This window comes from Acinetobacter sp. YT-02 (genome assembly GCF_002412355.1).
Taxonomy (GTDB): Bacteria; Pseudomonadota; Gammaproteobacteria; order Pseudomonadales; family Moraxellaceae; genus Acinetobacter; species Acinetobacter towneri.
Genome location: NZ_NOZT01000007.1, coordinates 1 through 18,542 on the forward strand (window position 1 = coordinate 1; position 18,542 = coordinate 18,542).

The window sequence follows — 18,542 nt, forward strand, 5'->3', positions numbered from 1 at the left end:
GATGTTTATAACATCATTTGGGGAGCAAAATATCACTTATAAGTGTTGTTCAAATTTCCTGATCCACCTCTGTAACACCTTTAGATTGCACATCCAGAAAGGATCAAGAATGATAAAAACACCCTTCAGCAGAATGAAAACAGGGATTCAATATCGTCCTTATTTTTTTATCAGTTTTGTGATTACCATTGTGCTGTATGCTATTTTTCAGACCCTCACTGCATGGTCATGGTCAAGCTGTTTATTGATTAGCTGGAATATCGCGATTTCCTGCTATTTGGTTTTAACCATGCGCAGTTTGTGGCACAGCGATCATGCACATATTTTACAACGTGCCCAACAACAAGATGCCAGCAAATGGCTGATTTTATTCTTGGTATTTCTAACCTTAGTGATGTGCTTTATTGCGATCATTGTCGAGGTGAATTTATTTGCACAAAGTGAGTTTGTGCGCATGGGACATTTTATTTTATCCATTACCACTATTTTATGTGCTTGGTTTTTTATGCACACCATTTTTGCGATTCACTATGCGCATGACTATTATTTGGCACTGCAACAGCAGCAAGAAGGTGGTTTGGATTTTCCCAAGACGTCGCATCCAACCTATCCTGACTTTTTGTATTTCAGCTATGTGATTGGTACATCTGCACAAACCGCCGATGTCTCGATTAGCTCACAACCCATGCGGGTACTGAACACGCTACATATTATTTTGGCTTATAGCTTTAATACCACTATTTTGGCAATTTGCATTAACTTGGTCGCGAGCTTTATTCAGCACTAAATTGGGTACATAAAACATCCATAAAAAAGGATGGCAAATTGCCATCCTTTTTTACCTCACTGCGCTTAATTTACGCCACGTGCAGTTAAGTAGTTTTTAATCACAGTGTTAAATTCTTCCGCTTTTTCAACCTGTGACCAGTGACCACATTGGCTGAAAATGTGTGCATCGGCATGTGGCACAATATTTAAAATATCCCATGTACGCGATACTGGAATCACCACATCTTGTGTACCGTGAATCAGCAATACAGGCACAGTGATGTCTTTCATTTTGTCAAAGTCGAGTGGGAACTCGAAACGGTCACGATCACGCGCGCCCACAACATCCATTAAACGGTCTGAAGCATAGTCATTTTTTGCAGAAGCAAAACGGACTTTGACCAACTCATCTGTAATCAAGTCTTTATTTACCACGAACATTGAAAGCGTCTTTTTAATGCCTTCTTCAGTCAATACAGGATTTGCATGCGCTTTGAGGGCTGCAGTCTGTTTTGCACCGCCTGTACCCATTGAGATAATACCAAGAACACGCTCTGGGTAATCCAATGCCAACTGGAATGCCAACCAGCCACCCAACGAGTTACCCACCAACCAAGTTTTTTCAATGCCCAATGCATCTAAAGTACGTACAGCATGATCTACCCATGCACGGATGCCATATTGTGTGCCCGGTGCAACCACAGTTTGACCATAGCCGATGGTATCAATGGCGATACAACGTGCTTGCTCACCAATTTGTGGCAAGTTTAACCACCAGTTTGCAGCAGCCGATACGCCTGTACCTGAACCGTGTAAAAATAGAATAGGTGTACCTTCACCCACTTCATGATAATGCGTTAATTCGCCTTCTGCTGTTTCAATCCATTTATCTTCTAAGCCAAAGAATGGATCTGTTGTATAGTCAGGGATTTGAACAGTGCTCATATATACTCCTCGTACAGTCTTTAGCTTGCGTTTGGCTCTAGGTATAGAATTTGACGTCAAGTGGACTCATTCAACATTACTTTTTACAGGCTTATATTACCTGTTCACACAGCATCAACTGATACAAATTTACGATCACAACCCATAAAAAAACGATTAAACAACTCTTTGAATTTTATAACTTTAATAAAATAAAAGTCTTAATTTATATAAGGTATTTATTCAGTAAATATTAAAAAAAGAGCGACTATAAAAAGCCGCTCTAATTTTTATCTAGCTTTAGAATTTATAAGTGTAAGTCGTGGCGATACGGTGTTCTTCTAAGTCATTCGCAAAGTTAAAGTTGGTATCGATGAACATGTACTGAAAACCAAGTCCTTTAAGTTTACCTTCAGGCACAACATAATTTACGATTACATTCGTTTCGTTTTCTTTACCCTCTTTAAGCGACTGACCAGCATTGTTGGTTAACTTATGGTAAGTACCATCTATATTATCACCGCGAAAATGACGTACTGTCGCTGTTAAACCAGATACACCCACATCGGCAAAATTATAGGTATAACCCAAACTCCAAGAACGCTCATCTTTACGAATGAAGCTCGCCACAGACCAGTTGTCTAAGTAAGGCTGCGGCACCCACCCGCCCAAGGTCGGGAACATTGGGGCTTTTGTACCGTGCTCACCAAACATTTGTTGATAACCTAACTGTACAGTGTGCATCCCATTGTTGATTTTTGCACCCGCAGACACGGCCTGGCTGTCAATATTGCCATACAGCTTGTCACCCGATTCGCTGTTGTCAAAATAGCGTACATGGGTATCCAGCTTAGTTTTTTCAGCCAAAGTCGTTTTATAGTTTGCAGCGACATAATGTTGTTGATAGATGTTGGTTACATCCGCATACCAATAACTTCCACCTACTTTAGGGGTAAATTGATGATCTACTCCCACAAGATACATGCCATCGTCTGTGCTTAATTTATTCGCTTCAGCAGCAGAAAAATTATTTTGAGGGAACAACGTAAAATCTTGGTATTGGTTATCATAACGTGCATTAATACCGTCTAAATAAGCCAAAGTTAATTTAGTATCTTTTAAATCCTTTGATTCTAACCATGCACCGCTATAAGTCGTTAACAATTGACGCGATGGGTCAAAAAACACCACAGGTGACATTGGTAATAAGTCACCTACTTTTAATTCAGTTTCAGAAAATTTAACTTTTAGAGTTGCACCGACCTTACCAAAATGATCTTTTGACTCTTTACCATCATGCGGCAAAACCCAGTCTGCATTTTTATCACGACCATTGAGTTTTACTGCGTGTTGAACCAGAAGATCAGCACCCACCTGAATTACGCCTAAATCGTGATAACCCGATTTAGCATCCAAGGTGACTGCTTGTGACCATGAACCAAAGTTCCCCGCAGGGTTGTCTTTAATTTGACGATCTAAATAAAAATTCTTAAATTTAAGTTGAAGATTGCTGTCGTCAATAAAATCTGCCTGAGTTGCAGTTGTCCCTAAAGTTGCTGTCGCAGCAAAAAGTGCTATCCATAAATTGTGACGATGCATGCGTTTTTCCTATTCATCCAATAAGCGAATCTGGGCATCATGCAAAACTCTTGTCATGAAAAAAATCCGACCACAGTATTAAGCTTTTCTACAAATTCAGCACTTTCTGTATCGAGCAGCTTTTTTCCAAGTTTTTTAATTCTTTTTAACGATAAAAAATTAAGCTCAAAATCCTCACTAAATGAATTTTTATTTGAATTCACAGCTTAATTTAGGTGAAAAACGCTGTTATTTTTTGCATCATGTGAAGGATTAATCTTTTTTAACTTTAAACCCATGTGTTAGCGTTATTTTCTATAAACCCAACTTATAAGAAAAACATTTTAATCAGCACAAAATTCAGCACATTTTACATCTTTCACAGCATAAAAAAGCACCCCAAACGCATTTGGAGTGCTTAATTCAAGCCTGCTTTATATTAAAAACTTAGGCTTGCATTTCACGTGCTTTAGACATAGTCAATGCCAAGTCTTCAATCATATCTTCCTGACCGCCCACCGTACCGCGACGACCAAGCTCAAGTAGAATTTCACGCGCAGATACTCCATATTTTGCTTCGGCACGTTTTGCGAACAATAGGAACGATGAGTAAACACCTGCATAACCTAAAGTTGCTGCATCACGGTCTGCACGAATTTGATGCGTCATCATTGGAATGATCAAGTCTTCAGCAATATCCTGCACTTTAAACAAGTCCACACCTGTTTCCATTTGCATACGGTTTGCGACCGCTACAAACAATTCAAGTGGTGTATTACCTGCGCCTGCACCTAAACCAGCCGAAGCCAAGTCAACACGGGTTGCACCTGCGGTCACAGCCGATACAGAGTTCGCAACGCCCATGCCCAAGTTATGGTGACCATGGAAACCAATTTCGATGTCTGAGGCGAGGTTGGCACGTAAAATACCTACGCGATCAGTCACATCTTGAGGCAACATATAGCCTGCAGAATCTGTTACATAGATACAGTTTGCACCGTAAGACACCATTTTTTGTGCTTCTTCGAGCAATTTTTCTGGAGAAGCCATGTGCGCCATCATCAAGAAGCCCACAGTGTCCATACCCAGTTTACGTGCTGCAGTAATGTGCTGTTCAGAAACGTCTGCTTCAGTCGAATGTGTCGCCACACGAATGGTTGCCACGCCTACATCATGCGCCATTTTCAGATGATCAACTGTTCCAATACCTGGCAGTAATAGTGCAGAAACTTTTGCCTGTTTCAGGTTTGGAATCACTGCTTTCAGATATTCTTCATCAGTAGCGGCTGCAAAACCATAGTTCACAGAGTTACCACCTAAGCCATCACCGTGTGTGACTTCAATTAAAGGCACACCTGCATCATCCAAAGCAGTGGCAATCGCAACCATTTGCTCTGGCGTGGTTTGATGGCGCATTGGGTGCATACCATCACGTAAAGTCATATCATTAATAATAATCTTAGACATTTTGGTATTCCTTAAGCTTCAGCAGTTTTGAAAACGTGTTCTGCAAACATTTCTGCAGTACGTGCAGCCGCTGCAGTCATAATGTCTAGGTTACCTGCATATTTAGGCAAGTAATCACCCAAACCTTCAACTTCCAAGAAAATTGAAACACGGTTGCCATCAAAAACAGGGCCGTTTACAAGTTTGTAACCCGGTACATATTTTTGCACTTCTTTGATCATGGCATGCACAGATGCTGTAATCGCTGCCTGATCTGGCTCACCTTCCACCAAGCAGTGAACGGTATCACGCATCATTAATGGTGGCTCAGCTGGGTTAATGATGATGATGGCTTTACCTTGTTTTGCACCGCCAACTTCTTCAATCGCGCCTGCAGTTGTACGGGTAAATTCATCAATGTTTTTACGTGTACCCGGTCCCACAGATTTAGTCGATACCGTTGCAATAATTTCACCGTATTCCACAGGTTGAACACGAGAAACTGCAGCCACCATAGGAATTGTTGCCTGACCACCACAAGTCACCATGTTGACGTTTGGCACTTCGCCCGCTTGTAGCAACGCTTCAAGGTTCACTGGTGGTACGCAGAATGGGCCAATTGCTGCAGGCGTTAAGTCAATCATCAACACGCCAAGTTCATTCAGTTTGCGACTGTTTTCTGCATGCACATAAGCGGAAGTTGCATCAAAAGCAATTTTAATGTCATCTTCAAGTACGTGAGGAAGAAGACCATCTACACCGTCACTTGTGGTTTTTAAACCCATTTTTGCCGCACGAGCTAGACCTTCAGATGTTGGGTCAATTCCCACCATCCACACAGGCTCTAACCATTCACTGCGTTGTAATTTATAAAGCAAATCTGTACCAATATTACCTGGACCAATCATTGCACATTTAATCTTTTTCATGCATGTACTCTCTTAGAATCTCGATTTATTCCGCAGCAAACGCAGCTGTCACTGAACCAAAGCCTTCAATTTCGACTTTAAATTCTTCACCTGGCTGTGCAACAACCATAGGACCTAAAGCACCAGTTAAGATGATGTCGCCTTTTAACAATGGACGACCACGGCGCACCATTTCATCGGCTAACCACACGGCAGCGTTTAATGGATTTGCTAAACAAGCTTTACCCACGCCTTGAGAAACTACTTCTTCACCACGGGTCATCACCATTTTGCAGTTCACCAAATCCAGATTTTCTAGCTTGACTGGTTTTGAACCTAGAACGAATGCAGCAGAAGATGCGTTATCGGCCACGGTATCAATCAAACTAATTTTCCAGTTTTCAATACGGCTATCGACCACTTCAATGGCAGGCAAGGCATATTCAGTCGCGCTGATAATATCCGCATACGTGTGTTTTTCTTTGGTTAGATCTTGGTTAATCACCAATGCAATTTCTGCTTCTACTTTTGGCTGAATCAGCAAACCTGCAGGAATCGCTTCACCATCACCATAAGCCATATCGGCAAACAACATGCCAAAGTCAGGCTGATCTACACCCAGTTGTGCTTGAACCACTTTAGAGGTCAAACCAATTTTACGCCCCACCAAACGACGACCTTCTTTTAAGGCACGTTCGGTATTCACTTCTTGAACGGCATAGGCAATATCTACGTCAGCACTTTCACCACCAAGTTCTGGGCGGATTGGCGCAATCGCAGTTTGAGAGAGTTCGGCAGTACGTAATGCTTGCGCAACTGATTCAACAACAGCAGAATTCGACATCAATGTTTCCTTAAACTGCAAAAATTGGGCATATACCCCGAGATGTTGGAAAGGTAATAATAGAAAATAGGGATGATGACCCCGATCTTGTCCATTCTCAGGACAAGCTATCCAGCTCAGAGGTATGTAAACTGATTAAGAATCGGAAAAATGGCGGGTTTATGCCAATACTTATTTTCTTTTTTTCAATAGCTATTAGCTATTAATCTATTTTTATAAAAAGCAAGCAAAACAGTTGTCTGTAGGCTATGACATTATTTTCCGAGTCATTGACTCGGCAATTCGCAGCAATCTTAAAATGTCTTAATCCTAACTTTAGACTAAAAGCTAAGCCTTTTTATGACGCTCCCAAAAGTACATAAAAAAAGAGCAACCTGAAATTTTTCAAGTTACTCTAATTTCAAATTCATCTAAATTGTTTTACTGGGTTTAACTCGCCTGACGTAAACGATATTGCTGCACTAAAAAATCATGCAAACTCGGCACATCATCTGCAATGGTTAAAGGCTGATAACGCTGCAACACCTCTACACTATGCACGCCATAACTCACGCCTACACGCGGCATGGCAATGTTTTGTGCCATTTCCAAATCGTAAGAAGTATCACCCACCATAATCGCTTGCTCGACCTGCACATCGGTACTGCTCAAAATTTCCTGCAACATTAAAGGATCAGGTTTAGATTTGGTTTCACTTGCAGCACGTGTCGCCACAAACAAATCCTGACTTTGGGTTTGCGCCAACACTCGGTCTAAACCTTTACGGCTTTTGCCTGTTGCCACTGCCAATTTCAGTCCCAAACCTGACAACTCATCGAGCATATCTGCCACACCCTCAAACCAAGCATCGGTTTTTGAGTGTTCGACATAGTGTTCTGAATAGCACTGCAAAATCGCTTGATGCAGCTCTGGCACTTCAGGAAATAAACGCTGTGCCACTTCAGGCAAACCCAAACCAATAATACTTTTAGCCGCAGCATCGGTCAGGGGTTGCTGAAATTGTTGTGCTGCGAACTGCAAACTCGCCACAATTTGACCGACGGAATTAAATAAGGTGCCATCCCAATCAAAAATGATGAGTTCTACAGGTTTATTCATATTAGGTTCCTAAATTTGATTCGGCTTTTAAATTCCCTCGCTTTACCTTAACTCAAAAGGATAAACGACCAAGAATCAGCACATATATCACAACAAATATTCGATACGCGAAGGGCGACATGGATGTCGCCGTTTCGCTGTGGCACAGAGATGTTCCATCAGCGAAACAAAAGTTTTTTGTTACTTTTCATCTTTGAAAAGTAAGGCATAGCCTATACACCAAAAATTTAAATTAAAAACTATAAAATGTGGCTGTGAATTACCCCTAAAAACCTCATCTCCTTGTTGCGAAACAATGTTCCTCATCTTTAAAAAGAAGCAAGCTGCTATCGCACAACAGAGAGTTACAAAAATTAAAACTCAGGTGGCGCCGTCGGCTTATCCGCCTTTTGCGCTCTCAACTGCGCCACCAAACTCTGCATATCTTCAGGTAAAGGCGCTTCAATCACAGGATAGCCTGGAATTTCCAAACGCATGGCATGTAAGCACAAACGACGTGGCGCAGGACCCCGATATTCAGTTTGATGACCATATTTATCATCACCTACTAGCGGATGCCCAATACTTAAACCATGCACACGAATTTGATGGGTACGTCCAGACAATGGCGAAGCATATACCAAGCTTGCATGCATAAAACGCTCTGCCACATTCCACTGGGTTTTAGATTCTTTACCTTCTTTAGACACACGTACACGACGTTCACCATTGGCCAATTCATAACGATGCAATGGTGCATCAATCAATTGCTGATCTAAACTCACCTGCCCTTTGACAATGGCCGCATAAGTTTTTTGAATTTTATGTTCGCGCAATAAGTCCTGCAGCGTTTTTAAGGTGCTACGCTTTTTAGATACCATCACCAAACCTGAAGTATCACGGTCAATACGGTGAATCAGCTCCAAATATTTTTTACCTGTGGCAGCACGTAAACCCTCAATCAAACCATAAGCGACACCACTACCGCCATGCACTGCAATGCCCGAAGGCTTATTCACCACCATCAAGCCTTCATCTTCATAAATCACACGGCTTAATAAGCTTTGTGCGACCTTATCTGAAATAGGTGCAGCACTGTCGTCTTTTTGCTCATAACGAATAGGTGCTACACGAATTTGATCACCGATATTGAGTTTGGTTTCTGCTTTAATACGCTTTTTATTGATCCGTACCTGCCCTTCGCGAATCAAACGATAGATGCGACTTTTAGGCACCCCTTTTAAACGACTAAACAAAAAATTATCGATGCGTTGACCCGCTTGATGCTCATCCACTTCAAACCAAGTGACACTTTGCCATTGTTGGGTAGAATTCATACAGTTAAGTGACCTAATAAAATACTAAAATTGATTAAAAACTGATCATTTAGGCTATGCTTTACACAAGAAACATAAGCTTAGCCCATAGGCAGATGATGCAAGGTTTGATATAGTCAGCGCACGGAAACCATCGTCAGTGGGTTAAGGTTGAATCTATTCAGAATTTTCTGAAACAACACTCAACTGAATACCTCACCATATACGAGCAGGTCCCAAAAGAATTATGCCGACGCCGAAGGCTTATTATATCGGCAAAAAAGCAAACTGTTGCGTTTAATTGTACCTCAGGTACATAAATCAGTTTGTCTGAAAAAATATGTCGCCAACTTTGTTGGTTTTTAAACGTAAACTGATACACATCAGATTAGTCGCACCCTGAAGTCGCATTCAGGCTAAAGCGTTTGATGTATTGGATCTGCACAATTTGTAAAGATACGACGATAATTCCGTATCAAGACACTCTATCTATGTAAAGAAGAGCTGATCTTCGAGCAATGTGACAGTGAAAGTTACACACATCCAATACACCGCTCGTCCGCCAGTGAAGCGATCAGGTGACTTTATCCGTTTAAAGGTTAAAGCCGTATTGCCATCATCAATACGTGAATCATACACCGCAGCCAACCTAAATAAGGCCGGTAAAAAAAGCTCAGACCACAATAGGTTTTTTTGAGATCTGAGCAGTTGATCCGTGATGCTTGATGTTCGCTACGTGTCTAGCGATTTTTTGCTGTGTATCACTATTAGGTGTTACACCCATGAAACGTATGTTGATTAATGCAACACATGCCGAAGAAATTCGCGTTGCACTTGTCACTGGTCAGCGTCTTTACGATTTCGATTTAGAAAATCGTACCCGTGAACAAAAAAAATCGAATATCTACAAAGGTCATGTGACCCGTGTAGAACCTTCTTTAGAAGCCGTATTTGTTGAATACGGTGCAGGTCGCCAAGGCTTCCTGTCGATGCGTGAAATCGCAAACTCTTATTACAAAGCCGACCCTCGCCAAACTTCTAATATTCGTGAACTGATCACTGAAGGCACTGAGCTTTTGGTACAGGTAGAAAAAGAAGAACGTGGCAACAAAGGTGCTGCGCTCTCTACCTTCATTTCTTTGGCTGGTCGTTATTTAGTGCTTATGCCAAATAACCCGAAAGGTGGCGGTATCAGTCGTCAAATTTCAGGTTCTGTGCGTGAAGAACTCAAAGAAATGTTGGCATCTTTAAACGTGCCACGCGGCATGAGCGTGATTGTACGTACTGCGGGCATTGGTCGTTCACAAGAAGAATTACAGCTTGATTTACAACACTTGCTTGACCTTTGGGCGCAAATTCAAAACACCGCAAGCTCTGGCCCATCGCCAATGTTGGTACACCAAGAAGCAGGTGTGGTGACACGTGCGATTCGTGACTACTTACGTGATGATGTTGCCGAAATTTTAATTGACTCAGAACAAGCTTATAACGAAGCCTATAACTTCGTAAAAGCCGTGATGCCACGTCAGTTAGACAAGCTAAAAACCTATACTTTAAATGAGCCGCTATTCGCGCATTTTGGTATCGAAAGCCAAATTCAAACAGCTTATGAGCGTGAAGTTAAATTGCCTTCAGGCGGCTCAATTGTCATTGACCAAACTGAAGCATTAGTTTCAATTGACATCAACTCGGCTAAGTCTACCCGTGGTCAAGATGTTGAAGATACTGCGCTTAATACCAACCTTGAAGCTGCCGAAGAAATTGCGCGTCAATTGCGTTTACGCGACATCGGTGGTTTGGTGGTCATCGACTTTATCGACATGACCAAAGACCGCAACCAACGTATGGTTGAAGCCAAACTTCGTGAAGCAACACAAAGTGACCGCGCACGTATTCAATTTGGTCAATTATCACGTTTTGGTTTAATGGAAATGAGCCGTCAGCGCTTACGTCCATCACTTGAAGAAGCGACTGGTTACGTTTGCCCACGCTGTCACGGTACAGGCATGGTACGTGACCTACGCTCTCTTTCACTTTCAATTATGCGTAAAGTGGAAGAAATTGCCCTGCGTGAACGTCATGGTGAAGTTCAAGTCGAAGTACCTGTTGAAATTGCAGCATTCTTACTGAATGAAAAACGTCACAGTCTGGTTTACCTTGAGCAAACTTCAAATGTGCGTGTGACTGTATTACCTCACCCACACTTAGAAACCCCGCATTACGAAATTTCGTATAATCCTGAAGGCTTTGCACCAACCAGCTATGAACGTACTGAAGCAACTCGTTCAAGCGAAAAAGAGTTGGGTTATGAATCTTCTGAATGGCATTTAGAAGAAGCCGATCAATCGCACAGCCACGCTGCTGCACCTGCGGCAGAAAAAACTTCTGCAAGAAAACCACAAGCAGCACAGCAAAATAAAGCATCTGCACAACAGCAGCCTGCACCTGCGGCAGCCACAACAGCTGCAAGCCCATGTGCATGGTTAGAAAACCTGTTTGTTCAAAAGCAAGCCAGCACTATTGATCAAGCACGTAGTGCCAACAATGCGGCAGCAGCCATCGAGCAAATGGTGAATAGCGGTGCCGTGAGCCGTGGTCAGTTTGGTCAAATTGCAACTGCATCTGCTGCCCCTGCTGCAAGCAGTCAAAATGTATACCTTACACCATCGACAGTGGCACAAAAAACTGAACGTGACTCTGCAGATAAATCTGCTGAACGTGAAGACAAACCTGCTCCGCGTCACAACAACAAAAAGCCGCGTCACAGCAACAACAATAACAAGCACAAAGAGCAACGTGAGCCGCAAACTCAGCACGATAATCAACAACATCAAGTGCATGAAGAAGTGGTTCAAATGTCGCGTCAGGAGCAACGTCAAGAAGCGCGTGAAAACAAACGCAACTCTCGTCGTCAGCACAACAATGACCAAGCACCGCAGCAGCAAGAAGCTCAAAACAACAATGAGCAGCAGCAAAATGCCGTACCACGTCGTGACCGTCGTAACCAACCTCGTCCAGAACGCCCAAATCGTCACCGCGACCCAAGCGTATTGAATGAGCAAGCACCTACCGCAGTGACTTCTAATCAGCCGAAAGTGGACTTAATTGATGCACCGCGTCAAGAGTTCAACACGACGGCTTTGGTGGTGAATGTCGATCAGGCTCAAACTGAAATTGTGGCATTGAATGCTGCGCCATTAGCGGCTGAACCAGTCACAGCAGTAGAAGCAACTGTGCCTGAAACGGTTGCTGAACCAACTCAAGCTGTTATTGTGATAGAGGCTGCTCCTGTTGTTGCAGAAAAAACAGCTGCACCTGCGGAAGCTCAAGCACAACCGACTGCGCCTGCAAAACGTGCCAGCAATGACCCGCGTCAGCGTCGTCGTCAGCAACGTGAAGGTCAAGCGCAGCAAGTAACTGCACCAAAGTTAACACCTTCACAGGTGCCAACTTTAGCGCAATACAGCATTGGTAGCCTGATTCGCCACGTATATGGCGAAGATTGTTCAGTTCTGATTGAACAGTTTGGTTTAATTCCAACGTTCAATCGTGCTTTGCAGAAGTTCACTGACGAGTATGCTGCAAGCCTTGTTAGCACTGCGCCTGTGGCAGAGAAAAAACCTGTCACTCGTGATGTGGAAGTTGCCAAAGCTGCTCCTGAAGCTGAGCCTGCACCTGTGTTAGACCTAACACCACCAAAACCAGTGTCAGATAAGCGTGTTGCCAACGATCCGCGTGAGCGTCGTCGTTTAGCCAAACAAGCTGCTGAGCAAGCATTGGAACAAGCCAAGCAAGCACAGGCAGTAGAAAAAGCTGAAGCGGAAAGCACACCTGCAGCAGAGCCAACGACTGAAGTTGTGGCAGCTACAGAAGGATCTGTAGAAGCAAGTTCTACGGTAGAAACGTCTGCAACAGTAAGCACTGAAGTCGAAGCAACTACAGAAGTAAACCCTGAAGCAGTGGCTACAACTGAAGCTACTCAGCCTGAGTTGAACGCGCAAGACGACCTTGCACAAGCTGTCACTGAAACTGCAGCAGCGCAAGAAGAAACTGCCGTTGAAGTGGTCGCACCTGTACAAGCGGAATTGGCTGTAGACGACCCAGTCGAAACTGCTGAATCTGAACAGGACAAAGCAGAGAAAGAGAAAACTGCGCGTCCGCGTCGTCCACGTGGCCGTCCACCTAAAAAAGTAACTCCGCCAACTGAGTCGTAATTCGCACTTTTGCAGCGGAATAAAAAAATCCAGTCATTTTAATGGCTGGATTTTTTTTGCTACTTTAGAGCCAACGCGGTGCTGACTTAAATTTAAGCGAGCTAATTTGAACTTAGGTGTTTTTGATTTTTAACAGCTTTTCTAAAAACACCTAACAAAGCTGAAAAATTAGGTTGATTGCACTAGGACTTAGGGATTACAAAACAACAAGACGTGATGCTGTGCAGATGCAACGGATGATGACAAAAACAGGATTCTTATGAACCAGATGACAAAAAGCGATTTAATTGGCTTAACGGATGTTGCGGCAAAAATTCCGCAGTTTATGACTAAAGTGCCTCACCTGATCACAGGGTTAAAGCAAGCCTATTTACGCACACCCAACACGCCTGCAGGCTTAGGTCTAGCATTTGAAAAAGCCGTGCATCGTAACCCGCATGGCTGTGCACTAGTGTTTGAAGATCAGCAGTACAGCTATTTACAGCTCAATGCTTGGGCCAACCAAATTGCCCATTACTATTTAAGCATAGGTGCACGTAAAGGTGATGTCATTGCGGTGATGTTGGAAAATCGCCCTGAATTAATTGCCAGTGTCATTGGCTTAGCAAAAATTGGCGTTACCGTGGCTTTGGTCAATACCGCACAAGTTGCCAAAGTTTTGGCGCACAGCATCAATTTAGTCAAACCAATTGCCGTGATTGTGGGGGAAGAATGTCGTCAAGCCGTTGCCGATATTCGCCAAGAACTTGAGCTTACAGAAAATCGACTGTATTGGTTTGCAGATCAAAATACCCGTACCGATGCTGGCACTGCCCCTGAAGGTTTTCAAAATTTAGCGCAATGCATTGCATCATTCCCAAGCTTTAACCCTGCCACCACACAGTCAGTACAGGGCAAAGATGGGCTGTTTTATATCTATACCTCAGGTACAACAGGCTTACCTAAAGCGGTGATTTTCACCAATAGCCGTTGGACGTTGGCTTATGGCACCTATGGTCATGTCTTGGGTTTAAATCAGGATGATGTGATGTACTGCACTCTGCCGCTGTACCACGCCACAGGCATTGTGGTGTGCTGGTGTGGCGTAATTGCAGGCAGTGCCACCTTTGCCATCCGTAGAAAATACTCCACTTCATGCTTCTGGCAAGATGTACACAAATTCAATGCCTCTGCGATTGGCTATGTGGGCGAATTGTGCCGTTATTTAATGGATGCGCCTGCTTCTGATTTAGAGCGTGGGCATCGTGTGACCAAAATGATTGGCAATGGCATGCGTCCTAATATTTGGAGCAAATTCAAAACACGCTTTGGTGTTCAGGAAATTCTGGAACTGTATGCGTCTAGCGAAGGCAACGTCGGCTTTAGCAATGTGTTTAACTTTGACAACACGGTTGGTTTTTCACCGACACCTTATGCGGTCATTCAGTTTGATAAAGAAAAAAATGAACCCGTACGCGATGCCAAAGGCAAATGCATGAAAGTCAAAAAAGGCGAAGTCGGCTTATTGATTGGAAAAATCACCCGTCGCTCACCGTTTGATGGCTACACCGACCCTGAAAAAAACAAGGCGGTGATGATGCAAAACGTGTTTAAACAAGGCGATGCCTATTTTAACACGGGCGATTTAGTCCGCGACATTGGCTTCCGTCACGCCCAGTTTGTTGATCGTTTAGGTGATACCTTCCGCTGGAAAGGTGAGAACGTATCCACCACAGAAGTAGAAAACATTGTCAGTGACTATGAAAAAATTGCTGAAGCTGTCGTGTATGGCGTTGAAATCCCACATACCAATGGTCGTGCAGGTATGGCTGCGATTACCTTAAACGAAGGCTGCCAGTTAGATGAACAAGACTTGCGTCAAATGCTGGTGGAGTTTAAAAAAGCAATGCCCGCTTATGCAGTACCCGTTTTTTTACGCATTCAAAAGCAAATGCAAACCACAGGTACATTTAAATATCAGAAGAACACCCTGAAAACTCAAGGTTTTGATTTAAAACAGTGTGATGAAAAAATTCTGGTGTTATTGCCAAACCAATCTGCTTATTGCGAGCTGACCCAAGAAATTTACGACAATATTCAACAGTATCAATATCGCTTCTAAGCCACTATGTTGCCTATTTTTTGATTAGATACGACAAATTTGTTGCATTTATAATCAAACATAGGCAACTTTTTTATTTTTTACTTGCGCTCGCTTCATATCTTGCTACAATACGCTCCATCAAACGAAGTGGTGCTTAAAACCCTCTGGTTTTTCTTGCTCTTCACAATCAAGCCTGCTTGATTGCTGGTTCAGGGTCGTTAGCTCAGTCGGTAGAGCAGCGGACTTTTAATCCGTTGGTCCCGCGTTCGAATCGCGGACGACCCACCATCTTCTTCAAGGTTGATACTTTAAAAATGATAATCGTCATTTTTACTCCTCTGGGTCGTTAGCTCAGTCGGTAGAGCAGCGGACTTTTAATCCGTTGGTCCCGCGTTCGAATCGCGGACGACCCACCATTTCCTTGATCAACCTTAGATGGGTCGTTAGCTCAGTCGGTAGAGCAGCGGACTTTTAATCCGTTGGTCCCGCGTTCGAATCGCGGACGACCCACCATTCCTTCTAAAAAATCTTTAAATTACCAGTCATCACAGCACTGTTCTGTGGATCGTGCAGTTTCGTAATTTACTATAGAATTCCCGTATTCTGCCCTGTTTGACTAACACTTTTATCCACTACACCTTGCTCAATTCAGTTGTAGACGATGTGCCATCATTGATAAATCATACTTTACACATCCCAAATAAAAACTTGATGTAAAAAAACAAAAGCCCAAAAGTTTTTCACGAATGGGCTAAGAATTGAATGAGCGAATAATTAACTTGCTCTGATTAAATGATAGTTTTGCGAAGGTAAGGGATTGCTTTTAAAGTATTCACGATTATTTTCTGTTGCAATCGCAATTTTGTTTTTATCCATAATTAAATTATGGTCTTGATCAACATTATAGTAAAAGTTCACCCCAGAGGCGCGTGCCACCACAATTTGATGCGCGTCTTCATCATAGAACCATAAATCTTTGCGGTATTTTTTTTTATTGTCGTAACTGATTTGCCCCGCATTGACAAAAATACGATGCGCTGTCCCATCAGGCAATAAGGTCAGAATATAATCGACTTTTCCGCTTTCGCACATAACAAACTTATCTTCACAGCTAATCTGAATAGTATAGCGTCCCACATAAGTCAGATGATTTTCGGGAATATGATGTTCTGTTGCAGCCGTTTGCATGGGTGCGGTTGCCTGCCCTGCTACTTCAGTCAGTCTTTTAGTTTCTGCCTGTTCTGTATATTTTTGCACTGCAGCTTGCTCAAGTTGTGAATCATCGCATCCAAGCAATGCCACTGCACTCCATATAGAAACTGCGCAAATATTTGATTTAGCCGACACACTATCCCTCATATAGAGTGATTAGACTGAATGTTCAGTCCTATTCAAACCACCGAATAGGCAACTCAATGTAAGCCATGCTTTTCCTCAATCCTTTGTGGTCAAGCGCTTACTCTGCCCATTGCTTCTTTACGATATTTTAGGTGGATGCTGGTTTAGGCAACACTAAAAGTTACATAACTTTACTAATTGCTTTGCCACCGCCCTTTAAAAAACCCAAGTGCATCACCATTTTTATTCTATAGACAGATGATGTGCTGTAAACCTAAACCTCAGCCTGTATTTATTTTGAATTTTAGATCTCTCAAGGAGAATTAGATGGCCAATGTTGGTTTATATCGCTCAAACCGCTCAAATATGATTGCTGGGGTTATGGGTGGTATTGCTGAACGTTTTGGTTGGAACGCAAATTTACTGCGCTTAATTTTTGTGATTGTTTCCGTGATGAGTGCTGCCTTTCCAGGCATTTTGGTGTATTTGGTGTTGTGGTTGGTGATCCCTAAACAAAACCAGTTGAATACAGCAAACTATACTCAGGGCTACACAAGACCTGTACGCACGGTCAATTCTGATCAAGACCGATAAATGGTATTGAAATTTTAAAGACTGACCACATGTAAGATTTATAGGTTTTAATCGTTCGCTTATTCACTCTTAGATATCCCTTATTTACACAGTTTTTTTCTTTTTCGCTACGATTGCCCCCCCAAGCATCGTAGCTTTTTTTTGCCTTTCAACCTGCAATATATTTTAAAAGTCACAGCATTTCAGGATTGAGTCGTGTTGAATACGCATCGACAATACAAGTCAATCAATTGGTCTTTACAGCAAGCTGTTGATTTAAGACGGCAATCATATCGGCACGGCTAATAATCCCCACCAAACGCTGCTGCTCTACCACAGGAATGTAGTTAAAAGAACGCTCGACAAAGTACGGTACAAGGTCTTGAATACTTTGTTGCGGTTGCACCGTGACCACTTGGCGCAACATGATATGTTTTACTTGATGTTTCCAGCTATAAGGTAAATCTGTTGCGTGTTTAAACCATTCCACCACTTCATACAATGCCAAAGTTCCCACCAAATGTTGTTCAGTATCAATGACTGGCAAACTCATTAAATTCATGTGTTTGAATTTTTCTAAAGCACTGTGAATATCCTCATCTTGCTGCAAACTAACCACATCTTTACTCATAATATCGGCACAAGTCAGTGCTTGAGTTTGTCGTTCACTGGCTTTGTGTTGCGCTTCTAAAATGATTTTTTGTAAGTCGTATTCACTAATATCTAGCAACTGGGTTTGTGCATCTAAAACATCTTGAATATCTTGCGGCTGAATAGTGGCTTTTTGAGTAGGCGTTGGGTCTTGGGTACGTTGATTCAACTGTGGCGTTTGAGGATAAGGCTTGCCAATCATGCGGTTAAATACGATTGCAATCATCATCAGCAAAACTGAATTAAGCAGCACAGGATAAAAGATGAAGTGATAACCCAGCTCACGCACGGCATCTCCGCCAAGCACTGCGGTAATGGCCACTGCTCCACTCGGTGGATGCAGCGAATCGGTGGTCATCATCAAGAAAATAGATAAAGCCACAGCCACACTAAAGGCTTCGGTTAAATTTGGAATATATAAAGCACAGCTCACGCCCATAATTGCTGCAATACTGTTCCCAACTACAATATTCCACGGCTGTGCCAAAGGACTGGCAGGCACAGCAAACAACAATACCGAAGATGCACCCATTGGCGCGATATACCATGCGTTAATATCGCCCAACACCCACCAACTGATCAGGGAAGATAATGCCAAACCCAATAATGCGCCCAAACCACAAAGTAGGCGTTCTTTTAACGGCAATACTTTAAAATTGGGTTTCAGCGTATTCAGCCAATCAAGTTGTGAATGAAACACGGGCAGGCAATCCAGTGGTGACAATTGGACAAGATTATAAGGCAATCATTTAGTAATGATGTATTTGTTTTATATCTTTCATTTATCAGTGAATTTGTAAAACCCCAAACAACCAACCGCTA

At 42.7% G+C, this 18,542-nt stretch carries 13 protein-coding genes and 3 tRNA genes; 7 read left to right on the forward strand and 9 right to left on the reverse strand.

Annotated elements, in window-relative coordinates; all coding sequences use genetic code 11:
• Positions 1-109 precede the first annotated feature (109 nt).
• Entirely contained in the window at positions 110-787 is a 678-nt protein-coding gene (locus CF596_RS03835; protein WP_096901303.1) for a DUF1345 domain-containing protein, read from the forward strand.
• A 65-nt stretch (positions 788-852) separates the two neighbouring features.
• Here CF596_RS03835 and CF596_RS03840 read toward each other — a convergent pair whose 3' ends face one another.
• From CF596_RS03840 to CF596_RS03870, 7 genes are all read right to left on the reverse strand, one after another.
• On the reverse strand, positions 853-1,713 hold the full coding sequence (locus CF596_RS03840) for an alpha/beta hydrolase (RefSeq protein ID WP_004976044.1): 861 nt from the start codon (positions 1,711-1,713) through the stop codon (positions 853-855).
• Between the two features lie 279 nt (positions 1,714-1,992).
• Positions 1,993-3,291, reverse strand: a complete 1,299-nt coding sequence (locus CF596_RS03845) for an OprD family outer membrane porin (protein ID WP_096901304.1) — start codon at positions 3,289-3,291, stop codon at positions 1,993-1,995.
• 426 nt (positions 3,292-3,717) lie between these two features.
• Positions 3,718-4,737, reverse strand: a complete 1,020-nt coding sequence (gene dmpG, locus CF596_RS03850) for a 4-hydroxy-2-oxovalerate aldolase (RefSeq protein ID WP_096901305.1) — start codon at positions 4,735-4,737, stop codon at positions 3,718-3,720.
• A gap of 11 nt (positions 4,738-4,748) precedes the next feature.
• Positions 4,749-5,645: an acetaldehyde dehydrogenase (acetylating) gene (locus CF596_RS03855; RefSeq protein WP_096901306.1), complete on the reverse strand. Its 897-nt coding sequence runs from the start codon at positions 5,643-5,645 to the stop codon at positions 4,749-4,751.
• A 25-nt stretch (positions 5,646-5,670) separates the two neighbouring features.
• On the reverse strand, positions 5,671-6,468 hold the full coding sequence (locus CF596_RS03860; protein WP_004976036.1) for a fumarylacetoacetate hydrolase family protein: 798 nt from the start codon (positions 6,466-6,468) through the stop codon (positions 5,671-5,673).
• 429 nt (positions 6,469-6,897) lie between these two features.
• The gene (locus CF596_RS03865; protein ID WP_004976034.1) at positions 6,898-7,566 is read right to left on the reverse strand and encodes an HAD-IA family hydrolase; all 669 of its coding nucleotides are present in this window, start codon (positions 7,564-7,566) and stop codon (positions 6,898-6,900) included.
• Positions 7,567-7,919: 353 nt separating this feature from the next.
• Complete coding sequence (locus CF596_RS03870; protein WP_096901307.1) at positions 7,920-8,882, reverse strand: RluA family pseudouridine synthase; 963 nt, start codon at positions 8,880-8,882, stop codon at positions 7,920-7,922.
• A gap of 761 nt (positions 8,883-9,643) precedes the next feature.
• Here CF596_RS03870 and CF596_RS03880 point away from each other — a divergent pair.
• The 5 genes from CF596_RS03880 to CF596_RS03900 all read left to right on the forward strand — a co-directional run bounded on the left by CF596_RS03880 (position 9,644) and on the right by CF596_RS03900 (position 15,671).
• Complete coding sequence (locus CF596_RS03880) at positions 9,644-13,075, forward strand: Rne/Rng family ribonuclease (protein ID WP_096901308.1); 3,432 nt, start codon at positions 9,644-9,646, stop codon at positions 13,073-13,075.
• 259 nt (positions 13,076-13,334) lie between these two features.
• Entirely contained in the window at positions 13,335-15,176 is a 1,842-nt protein-coding gene (locus CF596_RS03885; protein WP_096901309.1) for a long-chain-acyl-CoA synthetase, read from the forward strand.
• Between the two features lie 194 nt (positions 15,177-15,370).
• Positions 15,371-15,446 (forward strand) — tRNA-Lys (locus CF596_RS03890).
• A gap of 52 nt (positions 15,447-15,498) precedes the next feature.
• Positions 15,499-15,574, forward strand: a tRNA-Lys gene (locus tag CF596_RS03895).
• A 21-nt stretch (positions 15,575-15,595) separates the two neighbouring features.
• A tRNA-Lys gene (locus tag CF596_RS03900) sits at positions 15,596-15,671 on the forward strand.
• A 261-nt stretch (positions 15,672-15,932) separates the two neighbouring features.
• On the opposite strand, the gene CF596_RS03905 is transcribed toward CF596_RS03900, so the two are convergent.
• The gene (locus CF596_RS03905; RefSeq protein ID WP_096901310.1) at positions 15,933-16,505 is read right to left on the reverse strand and encodes a hypothetical protein; all 573 of its coding nucleotides are present in this window, start codon (positions 16,503-16,505) and stop codon (positions 15,933-15,935) included.
• A 318-nt stretch (positions 16,506-16,823) separates the two neighbouring features.
• Here CF596_RS03905 and CF596_RS03910 point away from each other — a divergent pair, with 318 nt between their 5' ends.
• Positions 16,824-17,090 (forward strand): PspC domain-containing protein, encoded by a 267-nt coding sequence (locus CF596_RS03910; RefSeq protein WP_096901311.1) that lies wholly within the window; start codon positions 16,824-16,826, stop codon positions 17,088-17,090.
• A 226-nt stretch (positions 17,091-17,316) separates the two neighbouring features.
• Here the strand turns inward: CF596_RS03910 and CF596_RS03915 are convergent, their stop codons facing one another.
• A complete protein-coding gene (locus tag CF596_RS03915) occupies positions 17,317-18,420 on the reverse strand; it encodes an HPP family protein (protein ID WP_096901312.1) in 1,104 nt (367 codons plus the stop codon).
• Between the last annotated feature and the right edge of the window lie 122 nt (positions 18,421-18,542).